We start from the raw sequence: 17,107 nt of genomic DNA on the forward strand, positions 1-17,107 counted from the left end.
CGCGGGGGCGCGTTCAGCCGTCGGCCGGCTGGACGCGGACGTGCATGCGTTCGCCCTGCGGGCCGTACAGCGCGATCCACTCGACCGGGCCGTCCCCCGCGTTGGCGACGCCGTGCGGAACGCGGGTGTCGAACTCGGCCGTCTCGCCGGCCGTCAGGACGACGTCCTCGTCGCCCAGCGCGAGCAGCAGGCGGCCGGACAGGACGTAGAGCCATTCGTGGCCCTCGTGCGATCCCTGTGCGGGCCGCCTCGTCCGTGTGGCGGCCGGGGCGGGGAGGATCTGCTTGTACGCCTGCAGGCCGCCGCCCAGGTGCCGGGTGAGCGGGATCCAGGTCTGGTCGCCCCGGACCACGGGACGCGGGTGGACGCGGGGATCACCGGTGTGGGAGCCGACGAGTTCGTCCAGGGGGAGGCGGTACGCCCGGGCCAGGGGCAGCAGATGGCGCAGCGTCGGCTCACGCCGCCCCGACTCCAGCCGGGACAGCGTGCTCACGGAGATTCCCGTGGCGCTGCTGAGCCCGGCCAGTGTGGTGCCGCGGGCCTGCCGCAGGGCGCGCAGACGGGGTCCGAGCGCGGTCAGTACGTCTGCGAGCTGGTCGTCTTCGCCCATGACGTCATTTGCCGGTACGGCAAAACACTCTGTCAAGTCGGCATCCGGTGGCGCGGTTCGTGACGTTCGCGGCGGACAGGGAAGACTCGACGGCATGCGGACTGCGTACAGCGTGGAGACGGTCAGAACGGCCGAACGGGTGTTGATGGCACGGCTGCCGGAAGGGGCGTTGATGCAGCGGGCGGCGGCCGGGCTCGCCGCCGCCTGCGCGGACCTGCTCGGCCGGGTGTACGGCAGCCGGGTCGTGCTGCTGGTCGGCAGCGGCGACAACGGCGGCGACGCCCTGTACGCCGGGGCGCGGCTGGCCCGGCGGGGCGCGGGCGTGACGGCCGTGCTGCTGACGCCGGAGCGCGCGCACGCCGGCGGGCTGGCCGCCCTGCGCCGGGCCGGCGGGAGCGTCGCGGCGGCCGGTGCCGGGGAAGGGCTGGTCGCGGGGGCCGACCTGGTCGTCGACGGCATCGTCGGGATCGGCGGCAAGGGCGGGCTGCGGGCGGAGGCGGTGCCGCTCGCCGAGGCGGCCCGCCGGTCGCGGGCCGCCGTCGTCGCCGTCGACCTGCCGAGCGGTGTCGACGCCGACACGGGGCAGGTGCACGGGGCGGCGGTGCGGGCCGACCTGACGGTGACGTTCGGGACGCACAAGCCCGGGCTGCTGATCGACCCGGCGCGGGAGTACGCCGGGTCGGTGCGGCTGGTCGACATCGGGCTGGAACTGCCGGACGGGGCCGTGCTGGAGGCCCTTCAGCACGCGGACGTGGCCCGGCTGCTGCCGGTGCCGGCCGTCGAGAGCGACAAGTACCGGCGCGGGGTGGTCGGCATCGCCGCCGGGTCGGCCCGCTACCCGGGCGCGGCCGTGCTCGCCGTGTCGGGGGCGCTGCGGGGCGGGGCCGGGGCGGTGCGGTACGTCGGTCCGGCCGGGGACGCGGTGATCGCCCGCTTCCCGGAGACGCTGGTGTCGGACCGGGGGCCGAAGCGGGCGGGGCGCGTGCAGGCATGGGTCGTCGGGCCGGGGGCCGGCGACGACGCCGGACCGGTGGCGGAGGTGCTGGCGGCCGACGTGCCCGTGCTGGTCGACGCGGACGGGCTGCGGCTGGCGGACCCGGGTGCGGTGCGGAGGCGTACGGCACCGACGCTGATGACCCCGCACGCCGGGGAGGCGGCGGCGCTGCTCGGGGTGAGCCGGGAGGAGGTCGAGGGGGCGCGGCTGGCCGCGGTGCGGGAGCTGGCGGGGCGGTACGGGGCGGCGGTGCTGCTGAAGGGGTCGACGACGCTGGTCGCCGGGCGGGACGGCGGGACCGTCCGGGTCAACGCGACCGGGACGTCGTGGCTGGCGACCGCCGGCAGCGGGGACGTGCTGTCGGGGCTCGTGGGGTCGTTGCTGGCGGCGGGGCTCTCGGCGGTGGACGCGGGGAGCGCGGGGGCGTACCTGCACGGGCTCGCCGGGCGGTTCGCGGCGGACGGGGCGCCGGTGGGGGCGCATGACGTGGCCGACGCGATTCCGGGGGCGTGGCGGGATGTGCGGGGGGTTGGTTGAGCGGGGGCTCGGGGTCGGTGCGGGCGTTGTCCGAGCGGTGCTCGGCACTTGTGCGGGCCGGGGGGCGTGCGCGGCCCGGCGTCGCGGGGTGCCGCCTGCGCCCACCCGTGCCGCCCTGGGGGTACCTCCCAGGCCGTTCAGGCACTGGGGGAGGCACGACTGCCCGCAGGCTGCGGCCGGTGCAGGCTGCCGGGGGGAGGCACGACTGCCCGTAGGCAGCGGCTGCGGGCCGTCCGTGGTTGTGCGGGCGTGGGGGGTTTCGGGGCTCTGAGAGACTGGGGCCACGATGAGTGAGACAGCTGCTCAGTGGGCCGCCACCCTGCGGGCCCGCGCCGAGATCGATCTGGCCGCCCTGGAGGCCAACGTCCGCGTGCTGCGCGAGCGGGCTCCCGGGGCCGCCCTCATGGCCGTCGTGAAGTCCGACGCCTACGGCCACGGCGCGACCCCGTGCGCCCGCGCGGCCGTCGCCGCCGGGGCGACCTGGCTGGGCACCGCCACGCCGCAGGAGGCACTCGCGCTGCGCGCGGAGGCGGGACTCCCGGACGACGTGCGCATCATGTGCTGGCTGTGGACGCCGGGCGGACCCTGGCGGGAGGCGATCGAGGCGGATCTCGACGTGTCCGTCAGCGGGATGTGGGCCCTGGAGGAGGTCGTCGAGGCGGCACGGCGTGCCGGCCGCCCCGCGCGCGTGCAGCTCAAGGCCGACACCGGGCTCGGCCGTAACGGCTGCCAGCCGGGGGACGACTGGGCGGAACTCGTCCGCGAGGCCCTGCGGGCCGAGGGCGAGGGACTGCTCCGCGTCACCGGGCTGTGGTCCCACTTCGCCTGCGCCGACGAGCCCGGCCACCCCTCCATCACCGCCCAGCTCACCCGCTTCCGGGAGATGACGGCGTACGCCGAGGAGCAGGGCGTCCGACCCGAGGTGCGGCACATCGCCAACTCGCCGGCCCTGCTCACGCTCCCCGAGGCCCACTTCGACCTCGTACGGGCCGGGATCGCCGTGTACGGCATCTCGCCCAGCCCCGAGCTGGGCACCCCCGCCGACTTCGGGCTGCGCCCGGTGATGACGCTGTCCGCCTCGCTGGCCCTGGTCAAGGACGTCCCCGGCGGGCACGGCGTCAGCTACGGGCACCACTACACCACCCCCGGAGCGACGACCCTCGGTCTCGTCCCCCTCGGCTACGCGGACGGCATCCCCCGCCATGCCTCCTCGGCCGGCCCGGTCCTGGTCGAGGGCAAGTGGCGCACCGTGGCGGGGCGGATCGCGATGGACCAGTTCGTCGTCGACCTGGGCGGGGACCGGCCCGCGCCGGGCGCCGAGGCGGTCCTGTTCGGGCCCGGCGACCGGGGCGAGCCCACCGCGGAGGACTGGGCGCAGGCCGCGGGCACCATCGCGTACGAGATCGTCACACGCATCGGTTCGCGCGTTCCCCGCGTCTACAGGAACGAACGGCAGGCGCTCGGCCGGCACCCGGCACGGTGAACGGCGACCCGGCGAGGAGGAGCGGTACGTGAGCGAGAGCAGCGCGGAGGCCGCCGGAGGCTGGCGCCGGACGACCGGCCTCGCGGGCATCGCGATAGGCGTGCTGGCGGCGGGCGCCGCGACCGGCGTGGCGATAGAGCGGCTCACCGTCGGCCGCGGGGTGCGCCGCAAGGCGCAGCTCGCCCTGGACTCGACGGGACCGTACGGCGCACTGCGCGGCACCCCCGGCAAGGCCTACGCCGACGACGGCACCGAGCTGTACTACGAGGTCGACGACGTCGACCCGGGGGCCGAGTCCGCGCACCCCCGCCGCAGGCGGCGGCTCTTCGGCCGCAAGGCCCCCGCCCCCGTGACCGTCGTCTTCAGCCACGGCTACTGCCTCAACCAGGACTCCTGGCACTTCCAGCGGGCGGCGCTGCGGGGCGTCGTACGGACCGTGCACTGGGACCAGCGCAGCCACGGCCGGTCCGGACGGGGCGTGCCGCAGGTGCGCGACGGAGTGCCGATCACCATCGACGAGCTGGGCCGCGATCTGAAGGCCGTCATCGACGCGGCCGCGCCCGAGGGACCGATCGTGCTGGTCGGTCACTCCATGGGCGGCATGACCGTGATGGCCCTGGCCGACCAGTTCCCCGAGCTGGTCCGTGAGCGGGTGGTCGCCGTCGCCCTCGTCGGCACGTCGTCCGGGCGGCTCGGCGAGGTCAACTTCGGGCTGCCGGTGGCCGGCGTCAACGCGGTGCGGCGCTTCCTCCCGGCGGTGCTGAAGGCGCTGGGGCAGCGGGCCGAGCTGGTGGAGAAGGGGCGGCGGGCGGCCGCGGACCTGTTCGCCGGGATCATCAAGCGGTACTCGTTCGCCTCACGGGACGTCGATCCGGCCGTGGCCCGGTTCGCCGAGCGGATGATCGAGTCGACGCCGATCGACGTGGTCGCCGAGTACTACCCGGCCTTCAACGACCACGACAAGACGGAGGCACTCGCCCACTTCGCCGACCTGCCGGTGCTCGTGCTGGCCGGCGTGCAGGACCTGGTGACGCCCAGCGAGCACAGCGAGGCGATCGCCGGTCTGCTGCCGGACGCGGAGCTGGTGCTGGTGCCGGATGCGGGGCACCTGGTGATGCTGGAGCACCCGGAACTGGTCACCGACCGCCTCGCCGATCTGCTGGCCCGCGTCGGGGCGATGCCGTCAGCGGCTACCGTGGATGGCTGTGACTCCGCCTCTTCCTGACGGAAGCGGCTGCCGGCCGAACCGGCCGAGGTCCGGCCCGAACGGCCCCTCGCGGGGCGTGACAAGCGACTACTGCAAGTGAGCGACGATGGAAGAGACCGCGACATCGCACACGCCGGTGCCCGACGGCGGCACCGTTCGCGTCACCGTCACCTCCCCCGAGCAGATGCGGGAGCTGGGCCGCAGGCTCGCCAAGCTGCTGCGCGCCGGCGACCTGGTGATGCTCAGCGGGGAACTGGGGGCGGGCAAGACGACGCTGACCCGGGGCCTCGGTGAGGGACTCGGCGTGCGCGGTGCGGTCACCTCGCCGACCTTCGTGATCGCCCGCGTGCACCCCTCCCTCGACGACGGCCCGCCGCTGGTCCACGTCGACGCCTACCGGCTCTCCGGCGGTCTGGACGAGATGGAGGACCTCGACCTCGACGTCTCGCTGCCCGATTCCGTGATCGTCGTGGAGTGGGGCGAGGGCAAGGTCGAGGAGCTGACCGACGACCGGCTCCAGCTGGTGATCCACCGGGCCGTGGGCGACACCACCGACGAGGTACGGCACGTGACGCTGACCGGAATCGGCGAGCGCTGGGCGACGGCCGACCTGACCGTGCTCGACACCTGAGCCCCCCGCCCGCCCCGGCCCGGCTGGGTTGGCCGGTCCCGCCTGCCTGACCGCCCGGTCTCGCTTGCCCGGTCCGGCCCGCCTGACCGCCCGGCCCGGCCCGCCCGGTCGTCCGTCTGGGCGCTCCGGGTCCGCCCGCTCGATCCGGCCTGGCTGGCTTGGCCGGTCCCGTCTGCCTGACCGCCCGGTCCGCCTCGCTTGCCCGGTCCGGCCCGTCTGACCGCCCGGCCCTGCCCGCCCGGTCGTCCGTCTGGCCGCTCCGGGTCCGCCCGCTCGGTCCGGCCTGGCTGGCTTGGCCGGTCCCGTCTGCCTGACCGCCCGGCCGGTCCCGTCTGCCCGGTCGGGTCCTGGACGCGCTCACGAGAACGTTCCGACAGGCCGTCGGGAAGATATTGCGTTCGGTGGCCTTCGCGTGGTCACATGGTGGCCAGCACGTAGTTAGGGATACCTAACTACGCTCCGCCCCCGACCTTCAGGAGGCGTCCATGCCGGAGACCAAGGCCCAGCCGCAGCCGCACGCCGTCGCCGGCGTGTCCATGCACGACCTGCTCGCCGCCTGCGCCGCGGCCAAGGCGGTCTCGACGCCGCCCCGCCCGCCGGTGCCGGATCCGCGCCCGGCGGCCGGAGAGCACCGCGAGGCCGCCTGACGCCGCCGGACGGCGTCCGGCCTCAGCGGATGACGACGACCGGCTGACCGGTCGTCGCGAACCGCCACATCGCGTCGCCGTCCGCGCGGGTCTCCCGGATGCCGCCGGTCCGCACGTGCGGGTCGGGCTTCGCCATCGACCCGTTCACGGCCGCGCTGAACCCGATCACGACCCCGTCGACGGTGGTGAAGCACACGACGTGCTCGACGAGGACGCCGTCGGAGCCGGTGATCTTCTTCGACCGGGAGGTGACGGTGTAGGTGCCCGGCGCCGGATCGACCGTGCTCGGGGTGACGCGGAACGTGCGCTGGACCCTGTTGTCCGGGCCGACCAGCCACACCCGGTCGTCGTCCACCGAGTACACCACCCGTTCACCCGTTCCGGAGCCGCGGGGCAGGGCGGTGGGGTTCCGTCGGTCGCGGGGCGCCTTCGGGGCGTCGGCGACCGTGCCGCTCGCCTGGCGTCTGCCCAGATCGGCGGGGAGGGTGGCCGACGCCTGGTAGGCGAGGAAACCGATCGTCATCAGGGCGGCCGTGGTGAGCCCGGCCACGATCCCGGCGCTGCTGCCTGGCACTGGCGACCACCTCGTCGTCGTAGGTCGTGCCCCCGTGGCGACGGTAGCAGCAGGTGACCGTCCGACCGGGGCGTCCGACACGGACCCCGGAGCGCCGTAGGCTGTTTGCGTGCTCTTGCTCGCTCTGGATACCGCCACGCCCGCCGTCACCGTCGCGCTGCACGACGGTACGGACGTCATCGCCTCGTCCAGCCAGGTCGACGCACGCCGGCACGGTGAGCTGCTGCTGCCCGCCGTCGACCGGGTGCTCGCCGAGGCCGGTCTCAGGCTCGACGCCGTCACCGGCATCGTCGCCGGCATCGGCCCCGGCCCTTACACGGGCCTGCGCGTCGGCCTGATGACCGCGGACACCTTCGGGCTCGCGCTCGGCGTGCCCGTGCACGGCGTGTGCACGCTGGACGGACTGGCGTACGCCGCCGACCTGCACGGCCCCTTCGTGGTGGCGACCGACGCCCGCCGCAAGGAGGTCTACTGGGCGCGGTACGCCGACTCCCGCACCCGCGTCACCGACCCGGCCGTCGACCGTCCCGCCGACATCGCCGACGAGGTCGAGGGCCTGCCGGCCGTCGGCGCCGGGGCGCTGCTGTACCCGGACACCTTCCCGAAGGCGCACGAGCCCGAGCACGTGTCCGCGGCCGCCCTGGCGTGTCTGGCCGCCGAGAAGCTGGCCGCGGGCGAGGAGCTGCCCGCGCCGAGGCCGCTGTACCTGCGCCGGCCCGACGCCCAGGTCCCCAAGAACTACAAGGTGGTCACCCCCAAGTGAGCGGGCCCGTGTCTGTCGTGCTGCGCGAGATGCGCTGGTGGGACATCGACCCCGTGCTCGGACTCGAACGGGAGCTGTTCCCGGAGGACGCCTGGTCGCGGGGGATGTTCTGGTCCGAGCTGGCCCACTCGCGCGGACCGGAGGCCAACCGCCGGTACCTGGTGGCCGAGGACGGCGGCCGCATCGTCGGCTACGCCGGTCTCGTCGCCTCCGGGGACCAGGCCGACGTCCAGACCATCGCCGTCGCCCGCGACCACTGGGGCACCGGACTCGGCGGGCGGCTGCTCACCGAGCTGCTGCGGGCGGCGACCGCGTTCGAGTGCACCGAAGTGCTGCTGGAGTGCCGGGTGGACAACGTCCGCGCCCAGAAGCTCTACGAGCGCTTCGGCTTCGAGCCCATCGGCTTCCGCCGCGGCTACTACCAGCCGGGCAACGTGGACGCACTGGTGATGCGCCTGACCACAGCGCCCGACGGCGGCTCCGCCGCGGGCGCCGACTCCGTACAAGGAACCGACAATCATGGCTGACGAACCCCTGGTCCTGGGGATCGAGACCTCCTGCGACGAGACCGGCGTCGGCGTCGTCCGCGGCACCACCCTGCTGGCCGACGCCGTCGCCTCCAGCGTCGACGAGCACGCCCGCTTCGGCGGCGTGGTGCCGGAGGTGGCGAGCCGCGCCCACCTGGAGGCGATGGTCCCCACCATCGACCGCGCGCTGAAGGAGGCGGGGGTCACCGCCCGCGACCTCGACGGCATCGCCGTCACCGCCGGTCCCGGCCTCGCCGGTGCCCTGCTGGTCGGCGTCTCGGCGGCGAAGGCGTACGCCTACGCGCTGGGCAAGCCCCTGTACGGCGTCAACCACCTCGCCTCGCACATCTGCGTCGACCAGTTGGAGCACGGCCCGCTGCCCGAGCCGACGATGGCGCTGCTGGTCTCCGGCGGGCACTCCTCGCTGCTGCTGTCGGAGGACATCACCTCCGACGTCCGCCCGATGGGCGCCACCATCGACGACGCGGCCGGCGAGGCCTTCGACAAGATCGCCCGGGTGCTGAACCTCGGCTTCCCCGGCGGTCCCGTCATCGACCGTTACGCCCGCGAGGGCGACCCGGACGCGATCGCGTTCCCGCGCGGGCTGACCGGGCCGCGCGACCCGGCGTACGACTTCTCCTTCTCCGGGCTGAAGACGGCCGTGGCCCGCTGGATCGAGGCCCGGCGGGCGGCGGGCGAGGAGGTGCCGGTGCGGGACGTGGCGGCCTCCTTCCAGGAGGCGGTCGTGGACGTGCTGACCCGCAAGGCGGTGCGGGCCTGCAAGGACGAGGGCGTCGACCACCTCATGATCGGCGGCGGTGTGGCCGCCAACTCCCGGCTGCGGGCGCTGGCCCAGGACCGCTGCGAGGCGGCCGGGATCCGGCTGCGCGTGCCGCGGCCCAAGCTGTGCACGGACAACGGGGCGATGGTGGCCGCGCTCGGCGCCGAGATGGTGGCCCGGGGCCGGGCCGCCTCGGACTGGGACCTGTCGGCCGACTCCTCGCTGCCGGTGACGGACCCGCACGTGCCGGGCACCGCGCACGGCCACGACCACGTGCACGAGGTCAGCAAGGAGAACCTGTACTCGTGACCGTCGCGCTGATGTGGGAGGCCCGGGCCGTGCCCGGCCGGGGCGAGGACCTGCTGGCCTGGGCCCGGCGGCAGGAGCTGCCCGCCGGGCCGCTGCGCCGGGAGACCTTCCGCGCCCCGCAGGACCGGGTCCTCGTCATCACCTGGTGGGACGCCCCCTACGACGCCGACCTGCCCGAGCTGCCCGAACCGGACGGGGAGCTGGTCACCCGCGCGGTGCACCGCTGGCGGTTCGAGTCGGTCGGCGCCGGCTGACGACCGGGGGCCGGCCGGCGGGCCGGGTCAGGCCGTCGCCGACACCTCCGTCGCGCACCTGAGCCGCCGGTCCGGGCCGAGCGTGCGCACCGGCCCGGTCAGGGCCAGCCGCGCGGTGTGGCGCACGTCCGCGCTGGAGGCCGCGAGCCGCAGCTCCAGGACGCCGGGTTCGACGATCCGCCGCCCGGTGCGGTCGGTGAACGACGCCAGGTCCGCGTGGAAGCGGAACGTCACGCGGGCCGCCTCGCCCGGCGCCAGCTCCACCCGCCGGTAGCCGACGAGCCGCAGGTCCGGGCGAGTCACGCTGGCCACCGGGTCGTGCAGATAGAGCTGTACGACCTCGGCGCCCGGGCGGTCGCCGGTGTTGCGGACGGTCAGGGACACGTCGTACGAGCCGTCCGTGCCGATCTCCGTGCCGATCTCCGTCGTCCCGGCCTCCTCGCCGCCGGTGAAGTCCTCCCACGCGAACGTCGTGTACGAGCGGCCGTGCCCGAAGGCGTACAGCGGGGTCGGGTCGAGATTGCTGACCTCGCCGGCCAGGCCCAGCGGGGGCTGGAGGTAGGTCCAGGGCTGGCCGCCGGGCAGGTTCGGGACGCTCACCGGGAGACGGCCGGAGGGCGTGACGCGGCCCGACAGCACTCCCGCGACCGCCGGGCCGCCCTCCTCGCCGGGGAAGAACGCCTGGACGACCGCGCCGAGCCGCCCGTGCCAGCGGCCGAGCGCGTACGGCCTGCCGGTGAGCAGCACCAGGACCACGGGCACGCCGGTCGCGACCAGCGCGTCCAGCAGCGCGCCCTGGACGCCGGGCAGCCTGAGGTCGCCGGCGTCGCAGCCCTCGCCCGAGGTGCCCCGGCCGAACAGGCCGGCCCGGTCGCCCAGCACCGCCACGCACACGTCCGCCTCCGCGGCCCGGGCCACGGCCTCCTCGAAGCCCGAGGCGTCCGGGTCCGAGGTGCCGCAGCCCTCGGCGAACGTCACCTTGGCGTCGGGCAGTTCGGCGCGCAGGGCGTCCAGCACCGTCGGGATGTCGATGCCCGTCGGCACCTCGGGGTGGTGGGGCAGGACGTGGGACGGGAAGGAGTAGCAGCCGAGCATCGCCAGCGCGTCGGCCGCCCGCGGGCCCACCACGGCGATGCGCGTGTCGGGGGCGAGCGGCAGCAGGCCGTCGGGGTTGTCCAGGAGCACCACCGACTCCTCGGCCAGGCGGCGGGCCAGGGCGCGGTTGGCGGGGGAGTCGAGGTCGACCGGCGCGGTGTCCTCGGGCGGCACGGGAGTCCAGTCCTCGTCCAGCAGGCCCAGTTCGCACTTCTGCAGCAGGACGCGGCGCGCCGAGAGGTCGATCAGTTCCTCGGGGACCCGGCCCGCCCGGACCGCCTCCAGCAGCGGCTTGCCGTAGCACTTCAGGGTGGGCAGCTCCACGTCGATGCCGGCCGCGAGGGCCAGGTGCGCCGCCTCGGCGGGGGTGCCGGCGACGCGGTGCAGGGATTCGAGGAAGCCGATGCCGAAGTAGTCGGAGACCACCGTGCCGGTGAAGCCCCACTCCTCGCGCAGGAGGCCGGTCAGCAGCGTGGGGTCCGCCGAGGCGGGGACGCCGTCCGTCTCCGTGTACGCGGCCATCACCGAGCGGGCCCCGCCCTCGCGCAGGGCCATCTCGAACGGGGGGAGGGTCACGTCGGCGACCTCGCGCACGCCGGCCCGCACCGGGGCCAGGTTGCGGGCGCCGGCCGAGGAGGCGTACCCGGCGAAGTGCTTGAGCGTGGCGACGATCCCGGCCGACTCCAGGCCCCGGACGTAGGCGGCGCCGATGGTGCCGACCAGGTAGGGGTCCTCGCCGATCGTCTCCTCCACCCGGCCCCAGCGGGCGTCCCGTACGACGTCCAGGACGGGGGCGAGGCCCTGGTGGACGCCGACCGAGCGCAGGTCGCGGCCGATGTGCCGGGCCATCTCCTCCACGAGGCCGGGATCGAAGGTGGCGCCCCAGGCGAGCGGCACCGGGTAGGCGGTGGCCCGCCAGGCGGTGAAGCCGGCCAGGCACTCCTCGTGGGCGAGGGCCGGGATGCCGAAGCGGCCGGCCTCGGTGATCCGGCGCTGGGCGAGGGCGAGCGCCCGGGCTCCGAGGGCCGGGTCGACGGGGGCGGTGCCGAAGGGGCGGGTGAGCTGGCCGAGGCCGTGGGTGATCAGCTCGTCCCAGTCGTAGTCGGCCGTCATCTGGTTCTGCAGCGGGGCGACGCCGTCGCCCTCCGTGGCGGCGCCCACCCACACGCCGTACAGCTGGGCGGTCTTCTCCTCCAGGGTCATCCGGGAGAGGAGGTCGTCGACGCGGGCGGCGGCGGGCAGGGCGGGGTCACGCCAGGGCGCGGTGGTCATGGAACTCCTGTCGGGTGGACGGCCCTCTCACGAATGTTTCGATATCTATATCGAATGTTCCGGAAACCTATGGCCCCCCGAACTCTTCGTCAAGAGGGTCTGCGGGGATACGATCGCCGCCATGACATCCCCGCAGCCCGCTGAAACACGGACGCAAGGGCGGTCCGCGCAGACCGCGACGCTCGCCGAGATCGCCCGCGAGGCCGGTGTGTCGGCACCGACTGTTTCGAAGGTCCTCAACGGCCGAGCCGACGTCGCCCCTGCCACCCGGGCCCGCGTGGAGGAGCTGCTGCGCGCCCACGGCTACCGGCGCCGCCGCGCCGAGGCGACCCGGTCGCCCCTGATCGACCTGGTCTTCCACGAGCTGGAGAGCGCCTGGGCGATGGAGGTCATCCGGGGCGTGGAGAACGTGGCGCGGGACGCGGGCCTGAGCGTCGTCCTCTCCGAGAGCGCGGGACGCCTCACTCCCGGCCGGACCTGGGCCGACCAGGTGGCCGCCCGCCGCCCGCACGGCGTGATCCTGGTGCTGTCCGGGCTGGACGAGTCCCAGCGGGCCCTGCTGACCAGCCGCTCCATCCCGTTCGTGGTGATGGACCCGGCCGGCGACCCCGGCGCCGACGTGCCGTCCATCGGCGCCACCAACTGGCAGGGCGGGCTCGCCGCCACCCGGCACCTGGTCGAACTGGGCCACACCCGCATCGGCGCGATCAGCGGGCCCACCCGGATGATGTGCAGCCGCGCCCGGATCGACGGCTACCGCGCCGCCCTGGAGACGGCCGGGCTGCCGGTGGACCCCGAGCTGATCCTGACCGGTGACTTCCACCACGAGGCCGGCTACCGCCAGGGCCTCGAACTGCTGCGCCGGCCCGACCGGCCCACGGCCGTCTTCGCCGGCAACGACCTGCAGGCCCTCGGGCTGTACGAGGCCGCGCGCGAACTGGGTCTGCGCATCCCGCAGGACCTGAGCGTGGTCGGCTTCGACGACCTGCCGGTGGCGCGCTGGGTGGGGCCGCCGCTGACGACCGTACGGCAGCCGCTCACCGAGATGGCCGAGGCGGCTGCCCGGCTGGTCCTGGAGCTGGGCCGCGACGACGGCCCGGCGGCGGCGACCCGGGTGGAGCTGGCCACCAGCCTGGAGGTGCGCAGCAGCACCGGGGCGCCTCCGATCGACTAGCGAAGCCAGTCGGGCAGGCGTCCGAAACTTTCGAATCCCCTCGGGGCGGCTGCCCTCCCGGGAAATCTGAGAATTTCCGCAGAATGCCGACCGGGGGTCGCCGCCCGCAACAATTCGGACTTACGTTCCTCCCGGTGGCACTCGCGTGGGGACGCGACGGACCGGGACGGGGGCGGACACATGGGCGGTCGGGACGGGCGCTCCAAGGTGCTGAGGGCCGCCGGCCTCGCCCTGGCGGGCGCCCTGCTGCTGGGCGCCGCCGCGGCCGGCTGGGCGTACTGGCATCTGAACGGCAACATCCGCAGCGTCGACATCGACGGCGCCCTCGGCGACGACCGCCCCGCCGAGCCGGTCACCGCGCCCGTCCCCTCGCCCTCGGCCTCCGCCTCCGAGCTGCCCGCCGGCGCGCTGAACATCCTGGTCCTCGGCTCGGACTCGCGCAGCGGCGAGGAGAACCGGGAACTCGGCGGCGGCGACAGCGAGGGCGCCCGCTCCGACACCGCGATGGTCGTCCACCTCGACCCCGGCCGGGCCCACGCCACCGTCGTCAGCATCCCGCGGGACACGCTCGTCACCCGCCCCTCCTGCCCGCTGCCGGACGGCGGTTCGACCCGGGAGGCGACCGGCGCGATGTTCAACACCGCCTACGCCCTGGGCGGACCGGTGTGTGCGGTGAAGACGGCCGAGTCCCTCACCGGCGTCCGCATGGACCACTACATCGAGATCGACTTCTCCGGCTTCGCCGAGCTGGTCGACGCGCTCGGCGGCGTGACCGTCACCACCGACGTGGACATCGACGACGACAAGAGCCACCTCCACCTCCCGGCGGGCACCCACCACCTCGACGGCACCCAGGCCCTCGGGCTGGCCCGCACCCGGTACGGGCTGGCCGGTGGCAGCGACCTGGAACGCATAGAACTCCAGCAGAAGCTGGTCAAGGCGCTGCTGGAGCGGATCTCCGACGCCGGCCTGCTCACCGACCCCGCGCAGCTCTACCGGGTCGCCGACGCGGTCACCGGCAGCCTCACCACCGACACCGGCCTGGACTCGCTCGCCGAGCTGACGGGCCTCGGCCGGAGCCTCGCGGGCCTGGCGGCGGACGACGTGACGACGGTGACGATGCCGGTGGTGCCGGCGCCCTGGGACGCCAACCGGGTGGTGGCGCGCGAACCGGACGCCCGGGAGCTGTGGGAGTCCCTGCGCTGACGGCCGGGCCGGCGGGCCGGAAAAAAACTTCGCGGAATTTCCGGCGGGGGTGTCGATCCGGAGGCGTCCCGTTCGACGCAGGGGTAGTCAGGCCGGGAAGGACCCGGTCACCGAGCCCGAGGAGAGACCATGCCCCGCTACCTGTCGCTGATCCGGATCGAGGAGAACGACACCCTCGCCGGCGGCCCCAGCCCCGAGCTGGTGCAGCGCATGGAGAAGCTGATGGAGGAGATGACGAAGGCCGGCGTCCTGCTCGACACCGCCGGGCTCACCCCGACCGCCCAGGGCACCCGCGTCCACTACGAGGGCGGGCAGCTGTCCACCACGGACGGTCCCTTCACCGAGTCCAAGGAGGTCATCGGCGGCTACGCGCTGATGCAGGCCAAGGACAAGGCCGAGGCGATCGAGTGGACCAAGCGCTTCCTGAAGACGCACGAGGAGCACTGGACGGTGACCTGCGAGGTGCGGGAGATCATGGAGGGCTGACCTCCGCTTTGCCCCGGGGAGCCGAGGGTGTTGCATGGTGGGTTGTGGAACCGCAGCCCACCGCCGCCCCGCCCCGCGCCCCGGGCCCCGACCGGGCCACCGAGGCCATCGAGACCGTCTTCCGCCTGGAGTCGCCCCGCGTCATCGCCGGCGTCGCCCGCATCGTCCGGGACGTCGGCATCGCCGAGGAACTCGCGCAGGACGCCCTGGTCGCCGCCCTGGAGCAGTGGCCCCGGGACGGGGTGCCCGACAACCCGGGCGCCTGGCTCATGGCCACCGCCCGCCACCGTGCCGTCGACCTGATCCGCCGCCGGGACAACTACGCCCGCAAGCTGGCCGAGATCGGCCGGGACCTGTCGGCCGCCGCCCCGCCCGAGGTGCCGGCCGACCCCGACGACATCGACGACGACCTGCTCCGGCTCGTCTTCACCGCCTGCCACCCGGTGCTGTCCGCCGAGGCCCGCACCGCGCTGACCCTGCGCCTGCTCGGCGGCCTGACCACGGCCGAGATCGCCCGGGCCTTCCTCGTCCCGGAGCCGACGGTCGCCCAGCGCATCGTCCGCGCCAAGCGGACGCTGGCGACGAAGAACGTCGCCTTCGAGGTGCCCTACGGCCCGGACCGCGCCGCCCGGCTCGGCTCGGTCCTGGACGTCATCTACCTGATCTTCAACGAGGGGTACGCCGCCACCGCCGGCGACGACTGGCTGCGCCCGGCCCTGTGCGAGGACGCCCTGCGGCTGGCCCGCGTGCTGTCCGCCCTGATGCCGAAGGAGCCCGAGGTGCACGGCCTGACGGCCCTGCTGGAGTTCCAGGCGTCCCGCACCGCCGCCCGCACCGGCCCCGACGGCGAACCCGTCCTGCTGAAGGACCAGAACCGCCGCCGCTGGAACCGCATGCTCATCACCCGCGGCATCGCCGCACTCGACCGGGCGGACACCACCGCCACCGGCGCTCCGGGCCCGTACGTCCTCCAGGCCGCGATCGCCGCCTGCCACGCCCTCGCGCACACCTACGAGGAGACCGACTGGCCGCGCATCGCCGCCCTCTACGCCGTGCTCGCGGCCCGCGCCCCGTCCCCGGTGGTCGAACTCAACCGCGCGGTCGCCGTGTCGATGGCCGAGGGCCCGGCCCGGGCACTGGACATCGTCGACGCCCTCGCCGCCGAGCCCGCCCTGCGCGACTACCACCTGCTGCCGAGCGTCCGGGGCGACCTCCTGCGGCGCCTGGGCCGTACGGGGGAGGCGCGGACGGAGTTCGCACGAGCCGCGTCGCTGACCCGCAACGAACGGGAACGGGCCCTGCTGACCCGCCGCGCCGAGGAGTGCGGTTAGCCGCGGGCCGGGTGGCCGATCAGCATCGTCGGTGCCCCCGCGACCCGGGTCAGGAACACGGTCGCCGAGTTCGGCCCCTGGGGCCTGACCTTCCGCCGCAGCTCCTCCGGCTCGACCGCCGAGCCCCGCTTCTTCACGGTCAGCGTGCCGACCTGACGGTCCCGCAGCAGTGCCTTCAGCCGCTTGACGTTGAAGGGCATCCGGTCGGTGATCTCGTACGCCGTGGCGTACGGCGTCGGCACCAGCTCGTCCGCGGTGACGTACGCGATCGTCGCGTCGAGCAGCCCGCCGGCGACCCGCTCGGCGACCTCGGCGACCAGGTGGGCGCGGATGACGGCGCCGTCGGGTTCGTACAGGTACCGGCCCGGGGTGCGGACCTCCGGGTCGGGCAGGCCCCGGGACGCCAGCGTGCGCGGACCCGGCAGCAGCGTGGCCCGCACCGCGCCGGGCTCGGTGCCGAACCACAGCACCGCCTCCTTCACGTCCCCGCCGTCGGAGATCCACTCGGCCTCGGCGTCCGCGGGCACCGCCTCGTGCGGAATGCCGGGCGCGACCTTCAGCGCGGCGGCGCGGGACGCCGTACGGGCCGCCTCGACCGCCCAGGACAGCGGCGGTGAGTACGCCTCCGGGTCGAAGATCCGGCCGCGTCCGCCCCGCCGCGCCGGGTCGACGAACACGGCGTCGTAGCCGCCCGTGTCCACCTCCGTCACGTCGGCCTCGCGCACCTCGATCAGATCGGTGAGCCCGAGCGCCCCGGCGTTGGCCCGGGCCGCCGCGACGGTCGCCGGGTCCCGGTCCACGGCCAGGACCCGGATCCCGGCGCGGGCGAGAGCGATCGCGTCGCCGCCGATCCCGCAGCACAGGTCGGCCACGGAGGTCACGCCCAGCTCCGTCATCCTCCGGGCCCGGTACGCGGCCACGCTCGCCCGCGTCGACTGCTCGACGCCGTTCGGCGTGAAGAACATCCGCCCGGCGTCCTCCGCCCCGAACTTCGCCGCCGCCCGCTGCCGCAGCCGCGCCTGCCCGAGCGCCGCCGACACCAGTTCGGCGGGGTGGTCGCGGCGCAGCCGGGTGGCGACGGCCAGCTCCCGGGCGGGATCGGTGTCGCGCACCTCGTCGAGGAGGGCGCGGCCTTCGGGGGTGAGGAGGGCGGCGAGGTCGTTCACCGGCTCATTGTGGGCCAGTCGGTGGACGGTGTGCCTCCGGCGTGGTGTCGGGCCAGGTCC

17 protein-coding genes are annotated in these 17,107 nt (G+C 74.9%); 13 read left to right on the forward strand and 4 right to left on the reverse strand.

The features are described 5' to 3' along the window. Window positions 1–13 precede the first annotated feature (13 nt). Window positions 14–610 (reverse strand): helix-turn-helix domain-containing protein, encoded by a 597-nt coding sequence (locus tag H0H10_RS28480; protein ID WP_188183991.1) that lies wholly within the window; start codon window positions 608–610, stop codon window positions 14–16. 94 nt (window positions 611–704) lie between these two features. On the opposite strand from H0H10_RS28480, the gene H0H10_RS28485 reads away from it, so the two are divergent. From H0H10_RS28485 to H0H10_RS28505, 5 genes are all read left to right on the forward strand, one after another. Next, window positions 705–2,141 (forward strand): NAD(P)H-hydrate dehydratase, encoded by a 1,437-nt coding sequence (locus H0H10_RS28485; protein ID WP_188183992.1) that lies wholly within the window; start codon window positions 705–707, stop codon window positions 2,139–2,141. Between the two features lie 286 nt (window positions 2,142–2,427). Further along, the gene (gene alr / locus H0H10_RS28490; RefSeq protein ID WP_188183993.1) at window positions 2,428–3,624 is read left to right on the forward strand and encodes an alanine racemase; all 1,197 of its coding nucleotides are present in this window, start codon (window positions 2,428–2,430) and stop codon (window positions 3,622–3,624) included. A gap of 28 nt (window positions 3,625–3,652) precedes the next feature. Then, window positions 3,653–4,849 carry an alpha/beta fold hydrolase gene (locus H0H10_RS28495; protein WP_188183994.1) on the forward strand — a complete coding sequence of 399 codons (1,197 nt, stop codon included), beginning with the start codon at window positions 3,653–3,655 and terminating at the stop codon, window positions 4,847–4,849. 88 nt (window positions 4,850–4,937) lie between these two features. Continuing rightward, complete coding sequence (tsaE, locus tag H0H10_RS28500; RefSeq protein ID WP_188183995.1) at window positions 4,938–5,462, forward strand: tRNA (adenosine(37)-N6)-threonylcarbamoyltransferase complex ATPase subunit type 1 TsaE; 525 nt, start codon at window positions 4,938–4,940, stop codon at window positions 5,460–5,462. A 485-nt stretch (window positions 5,463–5,947) separates the two neighbouring features. Then, the gene (locus H0H10_RS28505; RefSeq protein WP_188183996.1) at window positions 5,948–6,109 is read left to right on the forward strand and encodes a hypothetical protein; all 162 of its coding nucleotides are present in this window, start codon (window positions 5,948–5,950) and stop codon (window positions 6,107–6,109) included. A 22-nt stretch (window positions 6,110–6,131) separates the two neighbouring features. Here H0H10_RS28505 and H0H10_RS28510 read toward each other — a convergent pair whose 3' ends face one another. After that, a complete protein-coding gene (locus tag H0H10_RS28510; RefSeq protein WP_188183997.1) occupies window positions 6,132–6,683 on the reverse strand; it encodes a hypothetical protein in 552 nt (183 codons plus the stop codon). A 109-nt stretch (window positions 6,684–6,792) separates the two neighbouring features. On the opposite strand from H0H10_RS28510, the gene tsaB reads away from it, so the two are divergent. Genes tsaB through H0H10_RS28530 form a run of 4 tightly spaced genes read left to right on the forward strand, consistent with a single transcriptional unit; the run spans window position 6,793 to window position 9,317 of the window. Next, complete coding sequence (gene tsaB / locus H0H10_RS28515) at window positions 6,793–7,446, forward strand: tRNA (adenosine(37)-N6)-threonylcarbamoyltransferase complex dimerization subunit type 1 TsaB (RefSeq protein ID WP_188183998.1); 654 nt, start codon at window positions 6,793–6,795, stop codon at window positions 7,444–7,446. A 29-nt stretch (window positions 7,447–7,475) separates the two neighbouring features. Further along, window positions 7,476–7,973 (forward strand): ribosomal protein S18-alanine N-acetyltransferase, encoded by a 498-nt coding sequence (gene rimI / locus H0H10_RS28520; protein WP_188184154.1) that lies wholly within the window; start codon window positions 7,476–7,478, stop codon window positions 7,971–7,973. Continuing rightward, window positions 7,966–9,063, forward strand: coding sequence for a tRNA (adenosine(37)-N6)-threonylcarbamoyltransferase complex transferase subunit TsaD (tsaD, locus tag H0H10_RS28525; protein WP_188183999.1), 1,098 nt, complete (start codon window positions 7,966–7,968; stop codon window positions 9,061–9,063). The genes rimI and tsaD overlap by 8 nt, the downstream gene beginning before the upstream one ends. Continuing rightward, window positions 9,060–9,317, forward strand: a complete 258-nt coding sequence (locus H0H10_RS28530) for a hypothetical protein (RefSeq protein WP_188184000.1) — start codon at window positions 9,060–9,062, stop codon at window positions 9,315–9,317. Before tsaD ends, H0H10_RS28530 begins: the two co-directional genes overlap by 4 nt. A gap of 27 nt (window positions 9,318–9,344) precedes the next feature. Here H0H10_RS28530 and H0H10_RS28535 read toward each other — a convergent pair whose 3' ends face one another. Further along, window positions 9,345–11,684, reverse strand: coding sequence for a beta-xylosidase/alpha-l-arabinosidase (locus H0H10_RS28535; RefSeq protein WP_188184001.1), 2,340 nt, complete (start codon window positions 11,682–11,684; stop codon window positions 9,345–9,347). 121 nt (window positions 11,685–11,805) lie between these two features. On the opposite strand from H0H10_RS28535, the gene H0H10_RS28540 reads away from it, so the two are divergent. The 4 genes from H0H10_RS28540 (at window position 11,806) to H0H10_RS28555 (ending at window position 15,881) form a co-directional block, all read left to right on the forward strand. Then, complete coding sequence (locus H0H10_RS28540) at window positions 11,806–12,858, forward strand: LacI family DNA-binding transcriptional regulator (RefSeq protein WP_188184002.1); 1,053 nt, start codon at window positions 11,806–11,808, stop codon at window positions 12,856–12,858. Window positions 12,859–13,038: 180 nt separating this feature from the next. Next, window positions 13,039–14,064 carry an LCP family protein gene (locus tag H0H10_RS28545; protein WP_188184003.1) on the forward strand — a complete coding sequence of 342 codons (1,026 nt, stop codon included), beginning with the start codon at window positions 13,039–13,041 and terminating at the stop codon, window positions 14,062–14,064. Window positions 14,065–14,193: 129 nt separating this feature from the next. Next, window positions 14,194–14,550, forward strand: a complete 357-nt coding sequence (locus tag H0H10_RS28550) for a YciI family protein (RefSeq protein WP_188184004.1) — start codon at window positions 14,194–14,196, stop codon at window positions 14,548–14,550. 44 nt (window positions 14,551–14,594) lie between these two features. Further along, window positions 14,595–15,881, forward strand: a complete 1,287-nt coding sequence (locus H0H10_RS28555; RefSeq protein WP_188184005.1) for an RNA polymerase sigma factor — start codon at window positions 14,595–14,597, stop codon at window positions 15,879–15,881. Here H0H10_RS28555 and H0H10_RS28560 read toward each other — a convergent pair. Next, window positions 15,878–17,047 (reverse strand): THUMP-like domain-containing protein, encoded by a 1,170-nt coding sequence (locus H0H10_RS28560; protein WP_188184006.1) that lies wholly within the window; start codon window positions 17,045–17,047, stop codon window positions 15,878–15,880. The two genes, H0H10_RS28555 and H0H10_RS28560, sit on opposite strands and share 4 nt — an antisense overlap. Window positions 17,048–17,107: the final 60 nt, after the last annotated feature.

The organism is Streptomyces griseicoloratus (assembly GCF_014534645.1).
GTDB lineage: Bacteria > Actinomycetota > Actinomycetes > Streptomycetales > Streptomycetaceae > Streptomyces > Streptomyces griseicoloratus.

Excerpts from the sequence above, each read along its gene's own strand:
- H0H10_RS28545 (WP_188184003.1), top strand. The coding sequence starts at position 13,039 with ATGGGCGGTCGGGACGGGCGCTCCAAGGTGCTGAGGGCCGCCGGCCTC.
- rimI (WP_188184154.1), top strand. The coding sequence starts at position 7,476 with ATGCGCTGGTGGGACATCGACCCCGTGCTCGGACTCGAACGGGAGCTG.
- alr (WP_188183993.1), top strand. The coding sequence starts at position 2,428 with ATGAGTGAGACAGCTGCTCAGTGGGCCGCCACCCTGCGGGCCCGCGCC.
- H0H10_RS28535 (WP_188184001.1), bottom strand. The coding sequence starts at position 11,684 with ATGACCACCGCGCCCTGGCGTGACCCCGCCCTGCCCGCCGCCGCCCGC.
- tsaE (WP_188183995.1), top strand. The coding sequence starts at position 4,938 with ATGGAAGAGACCGCGACATCGCACACGCCGGTGCCCGACGGCGGCACC.
- H0H10_RS28485 (WP_188183992.1), top strand. The coding sequence starts at position 705 with ATGCGGACTGCGTACAGCGTGGAGACGGTCAGAACGGCCGAACGGGTG.
- H0H10_RS28505 (WP_188183996.1), top strand. The coding sequence starts at position 5,948 with ATGCCGGAGACCAAGGCCCAGCCGCAGCCGCACGCCGTCGCCGGCGTG.
- tsaD (WP_188183999.1), top strand. The coding sequence starts at position 7,966 with ATGGCTGACGAACCCCTGGTCCTGGGGATCGAGACCTCCTGCGACGAG.
- H0H10_RS28540 (WP_188184002.1), top strand. The coding sequence starts at position 11,806 with ATGACATCCCCGCAGCCCGCTGAAACACGGACGCAAGGGCGGTCCGCG.
- H0H10_RS28550 (WP_188184004.1), top strand. The coding sequence starts at position 14,194 with ATGCCCCGCTACCTGTCGCTGATCCGGATCGAGGAGAACGACACCCTC.
- H0H10_RS28480 (WP_188183991.1), bottom strand. The coding sequence starts at position 610 with ATGGGCGAAGACGACCAGCTCGCAGACGTACTGACCGCGCTCGGACCC.